Source organism: Priestia sp. SRI_019, assembly GCF_057586255.1.
The window spans coordinates 1-16,215 of record NZ_JBYCZN010000002.1 but is presented as its reverse complement, the minus strand read 5'-3'; the positions used below and the strand labels follow the sequence as shown (position 1 = coordinate 16,215).

18 protein-coding genes and 8 tRNA genes are annotated in these 16,215 nt (G+C 39.0%); 2 read left to right on the top strand and 24 right to left on the bottom strand.

Annotation, left to right across the window (positions count from 1 at the left end):
• Positions 1–6: 6 nt before the first annotated feature.
• Both AC2YJL_RS10320 and AC2YJL_RS10315 read right to left on the bottom strand, forming a co-directional pair.
• The gene (locus tag AC2YJL_RS10320) at positions 7–1,266 is read right to left on the bottom strand and encodes an ABC transporter substrate-binding protein (RefSeq protein ID WP_230932799.1); all 1,260 of its coding nucleotides are present in this window, start codon (positions 1,264–1,266) and stop codon (positions 7–9) included.
• 311 nt (positions 1,267–1,577) lie between these two features.
• A complete protein-coding gene (locus AC2YJL_RS10315) occupies positions 1,578–2,612 on the bottom strand; it encodes a LacI family DNA-binding transcriptional regulator (RefSeq protein WP_050690610.1) in 1,035 nt (344 codons plus the stop codon).
• A 333-nt stretch (positions 2,613–2,945) separates the two neighbouring features.
• Here AC2YJL_RS10315 and AC2YJL_RS10310 point away from each other — a divergent pair, with 333 nt between their 5' ends.
• On the top strand, positions 2,946–3,701 hold the full coding sequence (locus tag AC2YJL_RS10310; protein ID WP_230932800.1) for a hypothetical protein: 756 nt from the start codon (positions 2,946–2,948) through the stop codon (positions 3,699–3,701).
• Positions 3,702–3,710: 9 nt separating this feature from the next.
• On the opposite strand, the gene AC2YJL_RS10305 is transcribed toward AC2YJL_RS10310, so the two are convergent.
• From AC2YJL_RS10305 to AC2YJL_RS10270, 8 genes are all read right to left on the bottom strand, one after another.
• Complete coding sequence (locus tag AC2YJL_RS10305; protein WP_230184249.1) at positions 3,711–3,926, bottom strand: DUF3951 domain-containing protein; 216 nt, start codon at positions 3,924–3,926, stop codon at positions 3,711–3,713.
• Between the two features lie 76 nt (positions 3,927–4,002).
• Entirely contained in the window at positions 4,003–4,458 is a 456-nt protein-coding gene (locus tag AC2YJL_RS10300; RefSeq protein ID WP_251568316.1) for a GNAT family N-acetyltransferase, read from the bottom strand.
• A 19-nt stretch (positions 4,459–4,477) separates the two neighbouring features.
• Positions 4,478–5,149: an HAD family hydrolase gene (locus AC2YJL_RS10295; protein ID WP_251568317.1), complete on the bottom strand. Its 672-nt coding sequence runs from the start codon at positions 5,147–5,149 to the stop codon at positions 4,478–4,480.
• A 142-nt stretch (positions 5,150–5,291) separates the two neighbouring features.
• Positions 5,292–6,185 carry an alpha/beta fold hydrolase gene (locus AC2YJL_RS10290; protein ID WP_251568376.1) on the bottom strand — a complete coding sequence of 298 codons (894 nt, stop codon included), beginning with the start codon at positions 6,183–6,185 and terminating at the stop codon, positions 5,292–5,294.
• Between the two features lie 325 nt (positions 6,186–6,510).
• Positions 6,511–7,647 (bottom strand): glycerate kinase, encoded by a 1,137-nt coding sequence (locus AC2YJL_RS10285; RefSeq protein WP_251568318.1) that lies wholly within the window; start codon positions 7,645–7,647, stop codon positions 6,511–6,513.
• A 21-nt stretch (positions 7,648–7,668) separates the two neighbouring features.
• Positions 7,669–8,937 (bottom strand): GntP family permease, encoded by a 1,269-nt coding sequence (locus tag AC2YJL_RS10280; protein ID WP_050690605.1) that lies wholly within the window; start codon positions 8,935–8,937, stop codon positions 7,669–7,671.
• 126 nt (positions 8,938–9,063) lie between these two features.
• Entirely contained in the window at positions 9,064–9,345 is a 282-nt protein-coding gene (locus tag AC2YJL_RS10275; protein WP_251568319.1) for a PucR family transcriptional regulator, read from the bottom strand.
• Positions 9,346–9,423: 78 nt separating this feature from the next.
• On the bottom strand, positions 9,424–10,164 hold the full coding sequence (locus AC2YJL_RS10270; RefSeq protein ID WP_251568320.1) for a CdaR family transcriptional regulator: 741 nt from the start codon (positions 10,162–10,164) through the stop codon (positions 9,424–9,426).
• 158 nt (positions 10,165–10,322) lie between these two features.
• Here AC2YJL_RS10270 and AC2YJL_RS10265 point away from each other — a divergent pair, with 158 nt between their 5' ends.
• Positions 10,323–11,507 (top strand): iron-containing alcohol dehydrogenase, encoded by a 1,185-nt coding sequence (locus AC2YJL_RS10265; protein ID WP_251568322.1) that lies wholly within the window; start codon positions 10,323–10,325, stop codon positions 11,505–11,507.
• 32 nt (positions 11,508–11,539) lie between these two features.
• On the opposite strand, the gene AC2YJL_RS10260 is transcribed toward AC2YJL_RS10265, so the two are convergent.
• The 14 genes from AC2YJL_RS10260 to AC2YJL_RS10195 all read right to left on the bottom strand — a co-directional run bounded on the left by AC2YJL_RS10260 (position 11,540) and on the right by AC2YJL_RS10195 (position 16,189).
• Complete coding sequence (locus AC2YJL_RS10260; RefSeq protein WP_251568323.1) at positions 11,540–11,887, bottom strand: DUF805 domain-containing protein; 348 nt, start codon at positions 11,885–11,887, stop codon at positions 11,540–11,542.
• A 159-nt stretch (positions 11,888–12,046) separates the two neighbouring features.
• Entirely contained in the window at positions 12,047–13,048 is a 1,002-nt protein-coding gene (locus AC2YJL_RS10255) for a DUF3231 family protein (RefSeq protein ID WP_251568324.1), read from the bottom strand.
• A 255-nt stretch (positions 13,049–13,303) separates the two neighbouring features.
• Positions 13,304–13,582 (bottom strand): hypothetical protein, encoded by a 279-nt coding sequence (locus AC2YJL_RS10250; protein WP_028408159.1) that lies wholly within the window; start codon positions 13,580–13,582, stop codon positions 13,304–13,306.
• A 460-nt stretch (positions 13,583–14,042) separates the two neighbouring features.
• A complete protein-coding gene (locus AC2YJL_RS10245; RefSeq protein WP_050690599.1) occupies positions 14,043–14,453 on the bottom strand; it encodes a hypothetical protein in 411 nt (136 codons plus the stop codon).
• 108 nt (positions 14,454–14,561) lie between these two features.
• The gene (locus AC2YJL_RS10240; RefSeq protein ID WP_016766132.1) at positions 14,562–14,768 is read right to left on the bottom strand and encodes a hypothetical protein; all 207 of its coding nucleotides are present in this window, start codon (positions 14,766–14,768) and stop codon (positions 14,562–14,564) included.
• Between the two features lie 48 nt (positions 14,769–14,816).
• Complete coding sequence (locus tag AC2YJL_RS10235) at positions 14,817–15,164, bottom strand: hypothetical protein (RefSeq protein WP_251568325.1); 348 nt, start codon at positions 15,162–15,164, stop codon at positions 14,817–14,819.
• A 211-nt stretch (positions 15,165–15,375) separates the two neighbouring features.
• Positions 15,376–15,447 (bottom strand) — tRNA-Glu (locus tag AC2YJL_RS10230).
• A 39-nt stretch (positions 15,448–15,486) separates the two neighbouring features.
• Positions 15,487–15,563: transfer RNA gene (locus AC2YJL_RS10225), tRNA-Ile, on the bottom strand.
• Positions 15,564–15,586: 23 nt separating this feature from the next.
• Positions 15,587–15,660, bottom strand: a tRNA-Trp gene (locus tag AC2YJL_RS10220).
• Positions 15,661–15,714: 54 nt separating this feature from the next.
• Positions 15,715–15,807 (bottom strand) — tRNA-Ser (locus tag AC2YJL_RS10215).
• A gap of 59 nt (positions 15,808–15,866) precedes the next feature.
• Positions 15,867–15,943, bottom strand: a tRNA-Pro gene (locus AC2YJL_RS10210).
• 4 nt (positions 15,944–15,947) lie between these two features.
• Positions 15,948–16,024, bottom strand: a tRNA-Arg gene (locus tag AC2YJL_RS10205).
• 9 nt (positions 16,025–16,033) lie between these two features.
• Positions 16,034–16,106 (bottom strand) — tRNA-Lys (locus AC2YJL_RS10200).
• A 7-nt stretch (positions 16,107–16,113) separates the two neighbouring features.
• A tRNA-Val gene (locus tag AC2YJL_RS10195) sits at positions 16,114–16,189 on the bottom strand.
• Between the last annotated feature and the right edge of the window lie 26 nt (positions 16,190–16,215).

Genomic DNA, 16,215 nt, shown 5'->3' with positions numbered 1-16,215 from the left:
ACTATTTTATTGTTTACTGAGACGCTTGTACTCTTTTTCCATCTCTTTTGATAATTGCTTTGGCGTTAAACTTCCCGCTAGCAATTCTTGACCTGTAGAAGACATCACTGCCCACATACCGCTCGGTAAATACTTTCGGTCGAAGTATGGCTCAACTTTAATATCGCTATACTTATCGTAGTATTCAGAGTAGTAGTTTTGTGTTTTATTGTTTGTCAGAGCCGATGCTGAAGACGTTCCTTCGGCAATCTTTTTGGCAACTTTCGGCTGTGACACAAATTCAATAAATTTTTTCGCTTCTTTAAGGTGCTTAGAATCTTTCCACGCAGCAAGGGTAAAGCGCTCTCCGCCAATCCAGCTTTGCGTACCGCCTTTATGAATAGCAGGCACCGGTACCGTTCCTACTTTTACTTCAGGATTTAATTCTGTTGCATCCGGTCCAAGAGATCCGCCCACAAATGTAAAAGCAATTTTATTTTGAGCCATTAATTCCGTTGCTTGAGATACTTTTGCGGTTAATACGTCTTCATTCAGCAGCCCTTTCTTCTTCATTTCTGCCATTGTTTCCGCTAGCGGCGTGTAGTTTGACCAATTAAATGTTCCTTTTTCCAACTGCTTAGCGTAGTTCTTATTTTTTGCTGTAATAAGCTGAGGTGTAGCCAGCTGATCAAACACTTGAGCAATATTGCCATTTTCCCCTCCTGGGATCCATAGAGGCGCTACTTCTCCTTTGCTCTTCTTTTTTACTGTTTCTAATGCTGTTATAAATTCATCCATTGTGTTAGGAGGCTTTATTCCGTATTTTTCTAACAGCGTCGCATTATAGCTAATTCCGTCTTTTGCTTGATTTAAAGGATACGCATACACTTTGCCGCTTTTATCTTTTAAAATTTGATTTAGCGCCGGATCCAAATGCTGAACCCAATCCATATCTTTTAAATCCGCTACATACTCCCCGTAGCGAAGCTGAGACCAACCGTGCGTATCAAATAAATCCGGCATATCATTTGCACCCATTTTCACACGAAGCATATCTTCATAGCCGTTACCCGGAAAATTCGCATCAATTTTAATATCTGGATTTTGTTTTTCAAATTCTGCAATCGCATTTTGAAGCGCTTTTCTCTCCCCTTTATTACTCATCGTAGAAAAAAGCGTTAGCGTTGTTTTCCCATTTCCGCCTGTTGCCGCTTCTTTATTTCCGCAGCCCGCTGCCACAACAGAAAAGACTAGTAATAGAACGAAAAGATACGTAAGCTTTTTCATTTATCTTTTTTCCTCCTTATACTCTATCAAGACATAAATAACTGAATATTCAGTTATTTACACATAGACAAATTCATTGCACAACGAAATAAAGTCACTTATAATTTAATCCTATACTTTTACAAAGGTTCAAAGAGTCCTAGAGATGAAAAAGCTTTTTCATTTACATACTTATCTGCCAATAAGTATGTAGTTTCTAGGGCTTTTTAACCTGCTTTTTCTATGGTTTTTTCTATTTTCCTTCCCCCTTATCACTCTTTATGTATGAATTCTTCTTTTCTATCACCCCCTTTCAAGTTATAACTTTTAGGCTACTGTTTTTTGAGTAAGGCTCCGCAGCTTTCACGATAAATTAATTTAGTCGGCACCATGACTTTTAAAGGAACGGATCTGCCGCTTAACCGATCTACTAGCATTTTAACAGCCTGCCTTCCCATCTCTTCAGTATATACTTTAACTGTGGTGAGCGGCGTGCTCGCAAATGCTGCGATATCCACATCATCAAAGCTTACAATCGCTACGTCTTCAGGAACCTTTATATTTGATTGCTGCAGGGCACGCATTGCTCCTATCGCCATTGCATCACTTGCGATAAAAAATGCCTCAGGAAGATTTCCTTGCTTAATCGCTTGTCCCATCAGCTCATAGCCTTCAGTCATTGAGTACTCTCCTATATAAACTTTCTCAGAATCGAGCAGGCCTTTTTCATGCATAACGCGTTCAAAAACCGTTTGACGCTGATCTTCAATAATAGAACTTCCATTGATATAATGTTCTCTTTCTGTCCCTCCGATATAGCCAATTCTTTTATAACCGAGGTCAAATAAATGATTTAATGCGTGTTTAGTAGCTTTCTCAAAATCAATCATGACCGAATCGTACAAATCCTCATCCGCTTTGTGATTAATAAAAACAATAGTATCTAAATGATTGCTCACTTCTTGAACCGTTTCTGGACTAACTCTTCCCACTACAATCACTCCATCAAGATCCTGCAGCAGCTCTTCTTGCTTCATGCCTTTTAGCCTAAATGACTTTACTGTAAAAATTTCCTTTTCTGCGCATTCACTTTCTATTCCATGGCGAATAGAAGAGAAAAAAGGATCTACTAACTCTTCTTCAAGGGATTGAGCGAAAATAATACCTATTCGAGGAGCTTCTATATCCTTTCCGTTTGCCGTTCCTTTTCGTATCTTCACGGGCGTATATTGCAGCTCTTTGGCTGCATGCAGAATGCGTTCACGAGTAACCTCAGATACAGAAAGCGTATGATCATTATTTAGTACTCTTGATACAGTTGAACTGGAAACCTTAGCGTACGCCGCTATATCTTTTAAAGTTGCCATCTTTTTACCTCTCTATTATAATCTTCTATTTTTACTAAATATTTATCTCTTATATTGGAAGAATAGCACATTAATAAAACGCTTTCAATAAATATTTTTAAAATTTCAGTAAATTTATCAAAAAATTCTCCAAAATTCTTCATTTCTTTTGTTAGTTTCGCCGTTTAAATGACAAAAACGCCGCTATTACTACTTTATTTTTATCACACCGAACTAATACTTAAGTAAACTTTTAGTAAACATTAATTTTCGTAAGAATTTGTTCATATTTGATATAAAACGGTTTGTTGGGGAAAATAAAAGAAGAAATAGTGATAAAGAAAGAGAGAGCCTATGATTAGCCAACATTCTTATTTTCAACAATGTCTGCATGCCATTCAACAATTGCATAATATGAATTTTACGAAAGAACAGCTGTTGCAAAAAGACTTTTTAATCGGTCAAGAAAAGGAACTAAGCATGTACTACTCACCCCATAACGATTACATAAATCCAGAAGCTCATATTATTATTGCCGGCATCACACCAGGCTGGTTTCAAATGAAAACTGCTTTTAAACAATGCGTTTCCAGCCTGTCCCATCATCATCCGCTTGAACAAGTACTGTACGAAACAAAAAAAGCAGCTAGCTTTAGCGGAACGATGAGAGTCAATTTAATAGACATGTTAGATCAATGCGGAATTGCAAAAGTCATGGGCATTAACGGTGCCGCTGAGCTATTTGCTTCACAGAGAGATTTGCTGCATACAACGTCTGTACTGAAATATCCTGTGTTTTATAAAGGAAAAAACTACACGGGGCATCAGCCGCCAATCGAACGATCAGCGCTTCTTTCTCGCTATGCCTTTGAAGTGTTTCCACATGAATTGAGCGAAATAAAGAATTCATGCTTAATCGTTCCACTAGGAAAAGCGGTTGAGAATGTTTTAAGAAAGCTTTCAAGTGAACCTTCGTTTTCTCGGCATACGTATTTATTTGGCTTTCCACATCCATCCGGAGCTAACGGACATCGAAAACGGATATTTGAAGAACACCTAGGTGAATTTACGGAAATTGTGGAGGGGTGGGCTGTAAACAGAAGGAGTTGAAAACGACCTTTAGCTCTTTCTGTTTACAACATCTCCTTCTTTTTCTTCTAGTTCTCGTTCATTTTGCTCTTCATGAAACTCTTCTTCTGTTTGTGCAGCAAGATAGTCAAACGGCGTATAGTAATTACGAGGAATCTTTCGGTGCCAAACTGTTTTAACAATAATAATCAACAGCGGAATACTCACCGTTAAAATAGCGACTAAAACTAGTAGCGAAAAAATCATAAATTATTTCCTCCTGCTTTATGAACCGTGCCTCCTGAAATAACAAAGCGGATATCCTACACCCATTCACTTATATTCAATCTACATTTACCGTCATCAGTATACGAGATTCATGAGTAACAAAACCGTTCTTTTCAAAAAAACGTTCTGGTTTGCCTTGGCCTCTTTCAGTAGACACGTAGACTTCTTTCACTTCTTTTTGTATAAGTAGCTCTTTAAGGAAAGATAAAAGACTCGTTCCTATGCCAGTTTGCTGAGTGCTGCTTAACACACAAATTTCATTTACATAAAACGTCTTATAGTTCGCCCACTGTTCTTCATTTCCTACTATAAATCCTATGATTTTATTATTTTCACTATGAAAGAAACCTATCCCTATGTAACCTGGAGTTTTACTGATATCGTATAAACGAGCATAAGCAGTGTTTATACTCCAAGGCTCATTCCACGGTGACCCACTAAAAACATTTGTATAGATGATTGCTGCTTCTTTAAGATCTTCATCAGTCAATAGACGAACTTCGGCTTTCATCGTGTTTCCCCTTTTCCCATCAGCATGCTTGAAACTCATTAATAACGTTTAACAGCTCTTTTAAATCCTCTATTACATACGAATCTGTGAAACTTCCGTCAAAGAAAACGTCTTTTTTCCATACAGCATGCATACCTGCGCCTCTTGCGCCAAGCACATCATTTTCTGGATGATCCCCGATATATACACTTTCTTCAGCCGACACATCAAGCGCTTTTAACGCTCGCAAAAAGATATCTTTTTGCGGCTTTTTAATGCCTTCTTGCTCGGAAACAAGTATAGTATCAAAATAGTGATCAATTCCAAGCGCTTTAATATTCATCCACTGAAAGTCCGTAAAACCATTTGTGATCATGCCTAGTAACAGCCCTTTTTTCTTTAGCTCTTTTAGTACATCCTCCATATGTAAAAACGAAACGCAGTGAGCTGGAAAATAGTGAAGGTAATCATCTAGCATCCCTTCCCACGTTAGATTCGAAAGATCATATTCGTTCAAAAGCTGCTGATATACTTTGTCTTTCCATACATAGCCTTTGTGATCTAACTCGATAAATCTAGATATGTATTCCTGCTTCGGTATGTGTGCTAGCTCTTCACTATAACGCTCGTATTGATCTTGAATAAAACATTTTAACGAACTGTCTCGATCTAATAGTGTCCCGTCTAAATCAAAAATAACGGCTTTAATCATGATTTGCCTCCTCTATATATAAATCATTCTAGCGATTGGTTAATTATAACATTTACAGCTATACAGCTAACTAGATTTGATTCTTTCCTATAAAAAAGGAGACCCATGGTCCCATGGTTCGGACTCCTTTTTCTTAAAGCCTTTATTTCTTTGTACTTGAATTAATAGATGTATCTATAAAATCATTCACATATTTGCTCATTTCTCTGTACTTCGTCCAGTGTAAATAGTGATGACCTTGTAAAACAACTAGTTTTTGCGACGATACGTGACTTAATTGATCTTGATAAAACGTGATATTAGATTTTTCTTCTTTTGGTTCTTTATCTATTTTTCTAGTAAAAATCATTACAGGCATCTTTGAAGGAAACGACATATCGAGAGTTTTATTTATATTGTTGTTCAGTTCTTTTGCTTCATCAATGACGTTTTTGTTGTAGCCTTTCCAGCTGGAGATTGCTTTTGTCATTTTTAAATTTTTTGTTGTATATGTTCCTTCTTCGGCTAGCGGTAGATACTGATTAGGACTAGTAAGCAGGGCTAAGCGAGCAAGTCCACTTGGCGCTAAAACACTCATCAAACTTGGTATATTCGGCGCTTCTTCTTTAAAATAATCCAGCGCTTTTGGCAGCGTAGGGTCTATTCCAATAATTGCTTCTACTTCATCTGGATATTTATTAGCGTAATACATGCTGTAAACGCCAGAAACTGAGTGCGGCATTAATATATACGGGCCTTTTATATCCGATTTTTGCAAAGCTTCTCTCATTTCACTTACACTATTTTCTACGGTACGTTTTTTATTCGTAATGTCACTCCATCCGTATCCAAATGGTTCTACTACCACAACTTTGTTATCCTTCGACAGTTCATTTACTAAAGGTTCAAAATCCAGTGCAGGCGCAGTCGTTCCCAAGCCGCTTAGTAGTACAATTGTATTTTCCCCTTTACCTTTTGTATATACATGAATATCTCTGCCATTAACCTCTACTAATTGACCAATAGGCGGATACTTTTTCTTTTCTACTGCCGTTATAACTTGATTCGTTACAACCAAAATGATGCATATCCCCAATATAGCTACTATCACGTTTCTTAAAATTCTCAAGAACCTAAACTTTTTTTCCACCTTAACCTCTCCTTTCCATAAGTAGCAGTTAGTAAGCCGACGAGAATGCTAGCGAATCTTTGGGACTGCTTACTTACTATGACGCTTCAGAAAACGTTTAGTTCTATTTCCTATATAAAATTTAAAAGAATGATAGCAGCTTACTTTAGCACTAAACGAAAAAAAGGCCTCTTCTGATGAAAGAGACCTTTTACTATTTATTAAAAAGAGAACAATAAAAACTGTAACTTCTTCACTTGATGCCTAAGCGTATAACTGACGCTACGTTTTTAGCCGTTCTTTCAATGTTTTCACCCGCTTTTTCCAGCGCTTCTGAGAGAGTCACTGCCCCCGGCACGACGCTGAATAAAGCCGAAATACCATGTTCATATACAGCTTCGCTTCCTGCTCCAATGCTGCCCGCTATGGCTATGACCGGAACGCTATGCTTTTTTGCTGTTTTTGCTACGCCAATGGGTGTTTTTCCGTAAATGGTTTGACCATCTATTCTTCCTTCACCGGTAATGACAAGATCAGCATCTTTAATATATCTTTCTAACTGAGTTGCCTCAATGACAATGTCTACACCTGGCTTTAACTCCGCAGATAAAAATGCCAGCAGGCCCCCTCCTAGTCCTCCTGCGGCTCCAGCACCAGGAACACTTTGGATATGAATATCCATTTCTTTTTCAATAACTGCTGCGTAATGAGCTAGATTACAGTCAAGCCGTTTAACCATATCAGGAGTTGCGCCTTTTTGAGGGCCAAATACCGCGGATGCTCCGGTTTCACCTGTTAACGGATTGTCTACGTCGCACGCAACTTCTACTTTGACTTCAGCAAGCCGGGAATCCAAGTTTGTCAGATCAATAGCAGCTAACTGGTTTAAACTGCCGCCTCCTTCTTTTATTTCTGCTCCGTTAGCATCAAGAAGCTTTGCCCCTAAAGCCTTGGCCATACCGGCTCCTCCATCATTTGTAGCACTTCCTCCGATGCCAATAATGATATGCTTCACTTTATGATCTAACGCTTTAAGAATCAGCTCGCCCGTTCCTCGCGTTGTGGTGATAAGCGGATTGCGTTCATCCATAGGAACATGATGAAGGCCTGAAGCGGCTGCCATTTCAATAACAGCCGTTTTGCCATCTCCAAGAATTCCGTAAAAAGCTTCCACCTCTTTATCTAAAGGTCCGGTTACTTTAGCTTGTATAATTTGTCCGCCCGTCGCGTCCACAAGCGACTGAACGGTTCCTTCTCCACCGTCTGCCATAGGTACTTTACTAATCTCAGCGTCTGGAAAATGAGTTCTTATTCCTTTTTCAACTGCTTCACAAACATGCAGAGCCGTTAAACTCTCTTTAAATGAATCCGGTGCAATTACAATTTTCATACGCACACACTCCTTTTATTTTTAGCCATATAGCTTTAATACACCAAATATAAGCGTGGATATAATGGCCATGATGAGTCCAATAAGCGATTCGTAAGGGATTAATTTTAAACGTTCTTTTATTTTCATGTTTACACTTCCGCCCGTTGCGTGGAAAAAGCTTCCGTGCGGGAGGTGATCAAGTACGGTCGCTCCGGCATGAACCATAGCAGCTCCGGCTAAAGCAGAAACGCCTAGCTCTAAAATTGTCGATCCAAAAACTTGGCTTGCGACTGCTGTTCCTGCCGTTGTCGAAGCGGTTGCCGCTGACATAAAAATACCTGAAACCGGTGCTAAAACGTAAGCTGGCAACCCAATAGCAGACAAGGCGTGAATAATAACATCTTTTAGCTGGGAGTTAGCAATGATTCCTGCTAATGTCCCCGTTCCGAGAAGCATAATGGCTACACCTGACATTTTCCCTAATCCAGAAATAGCATATGTATTAAGCTGTTTTCCTTTTTTCATCACAATGGCACCAACAATTCCTCCTGCAGGAAGCGCAACCATTGGATCAATATTAAGATCAAAAAGCGGTCGCAGCGCCAGCAGCACGATCGTAACAATGGGTGCTATGATAGCCGTTAAAAACAGCGGCAAGCTGCTTGCATCCACTGTATCTATTTCTTCAGCTTGAACCATTGTTCCTTTTTTCACTAATCGTTTGGCTACGAGATAAGTGACCGCTACGCCAAATATAGCGGGAATGATTCCTGCAGCCATCACGGATGTAAGCGGAATATTAAATGCATCCGAAGCAGCAATAGCGTTAGGATTAGGAGACATTAAATTTCCTGCCTTTCCTCCTCCAATCATTGCTAATAAAATAGCAGGCTTTGACATACCCGTACGTTTAGCAATGGCTAAAGCAATAGGTGCCACTGTGATGACAGCCACATCAACAAACACACCTACTGTCGTAAGAATGAGTGTGGCTAGCGCTAGAGCTAAAAGCGCTTTTGTTTCCCCTAGTTTTTTTACAATGGTTTCTGCTATAACCGCTGCAGCACCTGATTCTATTAATACCCCGGCCAATATACCAGCTGCAAGAATCCGCAGCACTGCGGGAATGATGCCTTGTGCCCCTTCAATCATTAAATTAACGGTATCAGCAATATTAACTCCGCCAATCAGTCCTCCAATTAAAGCTCCGGCTATCATTCCGTATGCGGGAGCCACTTTCTTTAAGATTAATATAATAGCAATTACTAATGCACAAATCGCGCCTAACGCGCTTACTTGAACGTCCATAAAGCATCCCCTTTCTTATTTCTCCTGTCCCTAACGTTAATTGTAAGCGCTATCTTATATTCTTTCATTAGTCACTTCAACAGAAAAAGACCTCACTATCGCAAGATCTTTTATGCACGTGCACAGTTATGAAATTTTAGACAGCAGCATGGCTACATACAGTTCAAGAAGGTCTTTGACTTTTCTTGGATCTTTTCCCGTAATGCTTTGAATTCTATCTAGACGGTAGCTTAGCGTATTTCGATGTATAAAAAGCTTTTTAGCTGCCGTGCTTCCTTCGCCATTTTCTTCTATGTAGACCGTTAACGTTTCGATAAGTTCTTTTTTCTTATCGTATTCCTTCAGCTTTTTATAGTGATGCAACAGATCATGATTTTCTTGAAAACCGGCGCTTTGACGTAACAGCACGGGAATTTGATAATCCGAATAGCAGTAGAAAACAGCTTCTGGGTGAAGCTTAGAACCGACCGCAAGCGTATCTTTTGCCTACTGATAAGATACACGAAGGCCTTTAAAGTCAGGTTGAACAGATCCTGCCGCTAACTTACACACCATCCCAGACGCCCGAAGCTGTTTTTCCAGCTGTTCCGCATAGCTGCTAGCGCTGCCTGCTTCTGTAGATTTTAATATGACTACTCCGTCTGGAAGCATAGCATATAAGTCATTATTAGCTATGTATTTCTTTACAAGCTTCATAACTTCATGGCGATTGTCCGCTGTAACAATCAGTGCCACTCGTGGAAGGTATAAGTTAATATCAAAGCGGTTCGCCCGGTCAAAAAAGAAGGAGTCAAGCGGGTCTTCTTGTTGAAGAAGCTGATGAACCACCTCTTCTTTTAATCGTTCATCCCACTGAATTTCCTCTATTAAAATCATTTCTTGAAAAATCATTTCAGCCGCCATGCGCACGAGTTCTCCGTAATTACGAATCTGTTCTGGCAGTCCTGTTAATCCCACGACTCCAACAATTTCCCCGTTAAAGAAAATAGGCAAATTCACGCCCGGTTTGGCCCCGCGCAGCGAGTCAGCCTGCTGTTGAGTAATTTCGTAGGAACTGCCGTTTTTTAATACCATCAACGCTCCTTCGTGAATTTGATTCATTCGCTTTTTGTCACCCGAACCAATAATGACTCCTTTTTCGTTCATCACGTTAATGTTGCAATCAATAATCTCCATCGTTCTACACACAATTTTCTGAGCTAATTCTTTTGTTATGTATCTCAACATTTCCTCATCCTTTGCCTCTGTGAAGTAAAGCTCAATTTTTTCGTGACAGCTAATTTGTATTCAATGAAAAATTTTCGATACTTCATTATAATATACGTAGAAGCAAAACCACATCTTTGAAACCGCCAACAAAACAGTGCCTATAGGAGGATAAAAGAATGACTGTGTCAAAACTAGTTTTTACCCCTCTTAGCTATACAGGATGGGGATCACTTCAGCAACTGCTTCCGGAAGTAAAAAAATATCACCCTGCTCATATTTTAATTGTCACAGATCCCGTGTTAAAAGACATTGGACTTGTGGATAAAGTGAGTTCTCCCCTCATTAAAAATGGATACGAAGTAGATGTATATGCAGATACGGCACCAGAACCGCCTTTAGCACTCGGTGAAAAACTCGTATCCTATGCCAAAAGCCGAAAATTTGATTTAGTCATTGGGGTTGGCGGCGGCAGCGCATTAGATTTAGCAAAACTTACGGCCGTTTTAGCCGTTCATGACGGAGCTGTAGAAGAATACTTGAACTTAACTGGTACAAAACAAATTTCAAAAAAAGGTCTTCCAAAAATTTTAATTCCCACTACTTCCGGCACGGGTTCAGAAGTAACGAATATTTCTGTATTATCTCTTGAAAGCACAAAAGACGTTGTGACCCACGACTATTTGCTTGCAGACGCTGCCATTGTAGATCCTGAGCTGACGCTAAGCGTGCCTTCTAAAGTAACGGCGGCTACAGGGGTTGATGCATTAACTCATGCTGTGGAAGCTTATGTATCAGTGAATGCAAATCCAGCAACCGATGCCTTAGCACTAAAGGCTATACGCATGATTAGCTCTTCTTTACGAACAGCTGTAGAAAACGGCAAAGATAAAGAAGCGCGAACTCAGATGAGCTACGGAAGCTATTTAGCGGGACTTGCTTTCTTTAACGCAGGCGTAGCCGGTGTTCATGCGCTTGCATATCCATTAGGTGGACAGTTTCATATTTCTCACGGTGAATCAAACGCCGTATTGCTTCCCTATGTGATGGGTTACATACGCAGCAGCTGTGTGGAAAAGATGCGGGATATTTTTGAAGCACTAGGCGGAAACGCTAACTCTTTATCAACAGAAGAAGCTTCTTATCAGTGTGTAAAACAACTGCAGTCACTTGTCAAAGACGTAGGCATTCCTCAAACCCTTCGCGGATTTGATATTCCAGAAAGTGCCCTTCAAAAGCTAACAAAAGATGGCGTCCAGCAAAAACGAATTCTCGCTCGCAGTCCTTTGCCTCTTCATGAAAAAGACATACGAGCTATTTACCAATCAGCGTATGATGGTGCTATAGTAGAACCTGTGCACTAAAAAACTCCCCCTTACCTAAGGGGGAGTTCTATTTATGCTGCTTTAGCCGTTGTACCAAAACGGTTCTCTTTAGGGTCACTAGGATGACAGAATAAAACAATTAGCCAAATACCGCCAATGAGTGGAACTAATGTAATGAGCTGCCACCACCCGCTTTTTCCCGTATCGTGGAGCCTTCTTGCTCCTACCGCTAACGAAGGAACTGCAATCAATAGCGAGTAGATTAACGGCAGAAAAAGAGGCTTATCAATAAAGAACTGAATAAAAGAAAAAATAAATGAAATAACAAAGTTGACCAATACAAACATCCAGTATTCAGTTCGGCTGGCTCGACCAGAAAATACCCCGTAATTTTTCAACACTTTTATGTACCACTTCATATGCAACATCCTCCTTTTTAGTATAAAATTGTAAATTTATAGTTTATATATCCTTTTTATTCAAAAAACAAACCGTTAAACGAACAAATAACGACATTTTTTATACAAAAGAAAAAACTTCTTTCGAACAAAGAAGTTTTTTTAATGTATTATGCTTTTCTATTTAATCAAATCATTTCGGTCTTCCATACTTGGCGGTTCCTCAAGCCATCCGTTTTTGGCCATGATTTTCCCCCCGTCTTGCCCGTATGTTAAAATGTCTTTGGCTGTACTGACAAGAGTAAGAGGAAGATCTCCACGTAAACTAAACGCAGTGCCTAAAGCATTGCTTCCCAGCCCGAAACTGCAGAATAAACTCACGCAGTACATCATTAGTTTATCTGAAAAAGGTGCTACTTTCGACTCAGTCGCTTTCGCTCCCCACGTCGCAGGCGTCTGAATATCGCTTTCCAAAAGAATTTTACTATAATCACTTACAATTTTTTTAGCCAGCTCTTTTCCTTTTACAAAGTACTTCTTCACTTCAGGCTCACTTGCTACTTGAGCGAACCCTGTGATCATTTGCATGCCAAAAATGTTGCTTTCAATTGCGTAATAAATATGTGCTACCTCTACAGTATTTAATGCCCGTTTACTAGAAAATAAATGGATTCCATTCATGTAATCTGTGCCTTCAGCAAACTTCGCTGTTTTAGGTACGGAAACAGCTGGAGGCCTTGGAAGCACGTTTTTTTCCTGAAGATAATCTACACATTTGTCATAGCCACTTTGCGTGAAAGCGGTAAGCTCTTTATATAGAGAGATCATGTCTTTTCTGTAGGACATGGTTAAATGAAGCGTATGTAGCCCCATACTAATTTCTTTTAAAAGGCGAAGAAACATAATATCAAACATCTTATCATAGAGCTTAGGAACGCCTACATTTACATCTTTTTCTGTATATCCTACTGGTATGGCAGCCCCTTCATTCTGTAAAATTGTTTTGATATCTTCAATGTAGTTCACCACTTGCCTATGCGTATCTTGCATAATTTCCTTTGCCCCGTCATCTTCTGCCTGTGCAATAAAATATTCCAAAATTCTTTGGGTCATTGTTTTTTGCTGATAGGTCATCCAAAGAGTAGCAATTTCACTTGAACTTAACGGTATTTCTTGACTCATGCACTAAACCTCCTGCTAGGGATACATACGTAAATCTTCATTTATTCAAGAGTGGGTATCTGTAATGAAGACTTTATTCTAGACCTTAACATTCGTCCCCGCAGTCAGATACAAAACTCTGTCTCTTCCTCAATTAATTCTGCTTCATTTACTATGCACAAATTGGAAGAATTCTATGTATTTATCCTCGCTTTTAAATGGAGGAAACAAAAAAAGCCCCCTCTCATTAAAGGCGCTTTTTCAAAGAAAACGTTTTTATTCCATCGTATCAGAAATTCTTTTGTAGCTTCCGCATTTTTTTAGATATTGAATAATATCTTGATCTTTTACACGCTGAATAGCTGATCCGAACAGTTCTGCTGCTACCTGCATGCGTTCATGTTTATGTTCAATGGTCATAATATATCGAAGCGCATCCACAACCGGTGCATTGTGACGTGTACGACGAGTTATGTACTCGTGAATGGCTTCATTTAACCCTTCCGATTCCGCTTGTTGAAACTCAGGTTTTCTTACTACTTGACTATATACCACTTTTTGACACTCCTTCTCCTCATTTTTAATCATTTTTATCTTTCTTTTATTTCCATTTCCCTAACAAAAAGGAAACAAAACATGCAATGTTAACTTTTTTTAGAGTTTTCTAGCAGATGCATGATGCATTTAAAAGAACATAGGTTTGATCCTTATAAGGAAACTATGATATATTTTTTCTCTACACAGACTATACACAGTAAGGAATGAGGTATTTAGATATGAAGAAAGCTGAATTTATTGATGCTACAAAGGCTCCAGCCTTTAAGCCAGGAAAAGAATTTAAAGAAGCTGTTAACTAATGCTGGGTATAAAGTAAAACAAGCAGACCCTTAATAATTAAGAATCTGCTTGTTCTGCTTTATATAAAGATTATTTCAGTAAGTTATTTTATTTTTTCTAAAAAGATACATATACAGCAGCATATTAACAAGCAATAGATTAAGCTACTATATTTATTTTAATATACAGTTGAGCTAGATAGAATATCTTTATGAAAACGTACTGTTTCAGAACTATAAGTAGTCATATTTAGTACACTTTTTATAGAATATGAGATGAGGATACCCCCATCTTCCATTGTACTCACCCAATAAGGATGAAAGGGTATTAAAAAATAAAATCGCTTATCAAGTTTTTCTAAAACAAATGGTTCGGTAACATTTTTAGTTTCTAAATTACCAACAGAGACATCAATTTTATCACCTATTCTCATCCCACCATAACCCTCTATACAAATTTCAATAAATCCAGTTTCTTGAAGTAATTCTAATTCAACTTCTCCGACGTAATCATATCTTTCTAGTATGTTCGTTCCATTTTTAATTGATTGACGTACGAAATCCCCATCATAATAAAAAACAAATGGCAATTCTAAATCTTTTGAGTCAATAAGATTTTGTATGGTGATAGTACCAACTCCTTTATACCAACTCGTTTATTATTATAACATTATTAAAAAAACACCCTGAAAGGATGTTTAATAGTTAGCTTGTAAAGCTTCACTTTTTTTCTTCAGTTTTTGACTTTCTTCTTCTAACTCAATAATTTTATTTTGGAGCTCTGTATTATCAAAGTCTTGCTCTAACTCTTCAGATAGCTTTATTCGCTGTTTATGAATTTCAATTCGTTGTTTAGCAATCGCTTCTACTTCTTTGTTTAATTGTAATTGTTCATATGGATTCATATAAATTCCTCCCTTACTTTCACTTTCAACACAAGAAGACAGATTCCTTTAAAATAAAGTCCAGTGAGTGTTCCCTATAAACATGCTAATGGCCCCAAACGCACTAGCAATAAAACTAAAACTCCATACAGTGCGCATCCAAGCTGCTAAAGAACCATATGTCTTTTTAAAGGCTACTTCACGCATAAAGATGAGATAAAGAACTGTAAACCCATATACACCAAATGCTACCCATTGAAAAGTTTCTTGAATTTGTGGAACTATTAGAACAACTGCTACTAAAGCTACGGTGAAAATGAGGTTCACAATCATAAAAAAGCTGACGAAACGCATCCACTTAAATCCCTTTTCGTCTAGTTCCACAGCACCTTGGTTTTTTCGCTTTAATTCCTCCATTATTCATTACCCCTAGTATTCAGTTTTATCCATTATAGCACGTTATCCTAGTGTTATTCTTAAAGTACTAGTATCGTTATGTTCAAATTTCAGAGATTAGACTCAAAAATTTTGAAGTTTTCACATTAGAATTTTATACAGTCTCAATCAAAATCTGTAGTTATCTGACATAAATAAAAGAGCAGTTTGCAAATGCAAACTGCTCTTTCGATGACCCGTACGGGATTCGAACCCGTGTTACCGCCGTGAAAGGGCGGTGTCTTAACCACTTGACCAACGGGCCGTGATTGTTTTTTAAGTTTAACTTAACTGTTTGTTATACTGGTGGGCCTAAGTGGACTCGAACCACCGACCTCACGCTTATCAGGCGTGCGCTCTAACCAGCTGAGCTATAGGCCCATAATCCTCATATGTATCTAAAATGGCAGGGGCAGTAGGAATTGAACCCACACTGACGGTTTTGGAGACCGTAGTTCTACCTTTAAACTATGCCCCTATAAAAAGTAGCAGTCATGACGAAAATTGAACCCGCGATGATGATAAAAATAAATGGAGGAGGAAGAGGGATTCGAACCCCCGCGGGCTTTGACACCCCTGTCGGTTTTCAAGACCGATCCCTTCAGCCGGACTTGGGTATTCCTCCGATGTTAGAATGATAAACCTTCTACTCTAAACAACTGAGCTAAGGTAACATTATACTTCTGGTCGGGAAGACAGGATTCGAACCTGCGACCCCTTGGTCCCAAACCAAGTGCTCTACCAAGCTGAGCTACTTCCCGTTCATGGCGCGCCCGAGAGGAGTCGAACCCCTAACCTTTTGATCCGTAGTCAAACGCTCTATCCAATTGAGCTACGGGCGCTTATTAAAATGAGCCATGAAGGACTCGAACCTTCGACCCTCTGATTAAAAGTCAGATGCTCTACCAACTGAGCTAATGGCTCGAAAAACTGGTGGAGGATGACGGGATCGAACCGCCGACCCCCTGCTTGTAAGGCAGGTGCTCTCCCAGCTGAGCTAATCCTCCAAAAAAATCTATATAAGCGCTTTGAT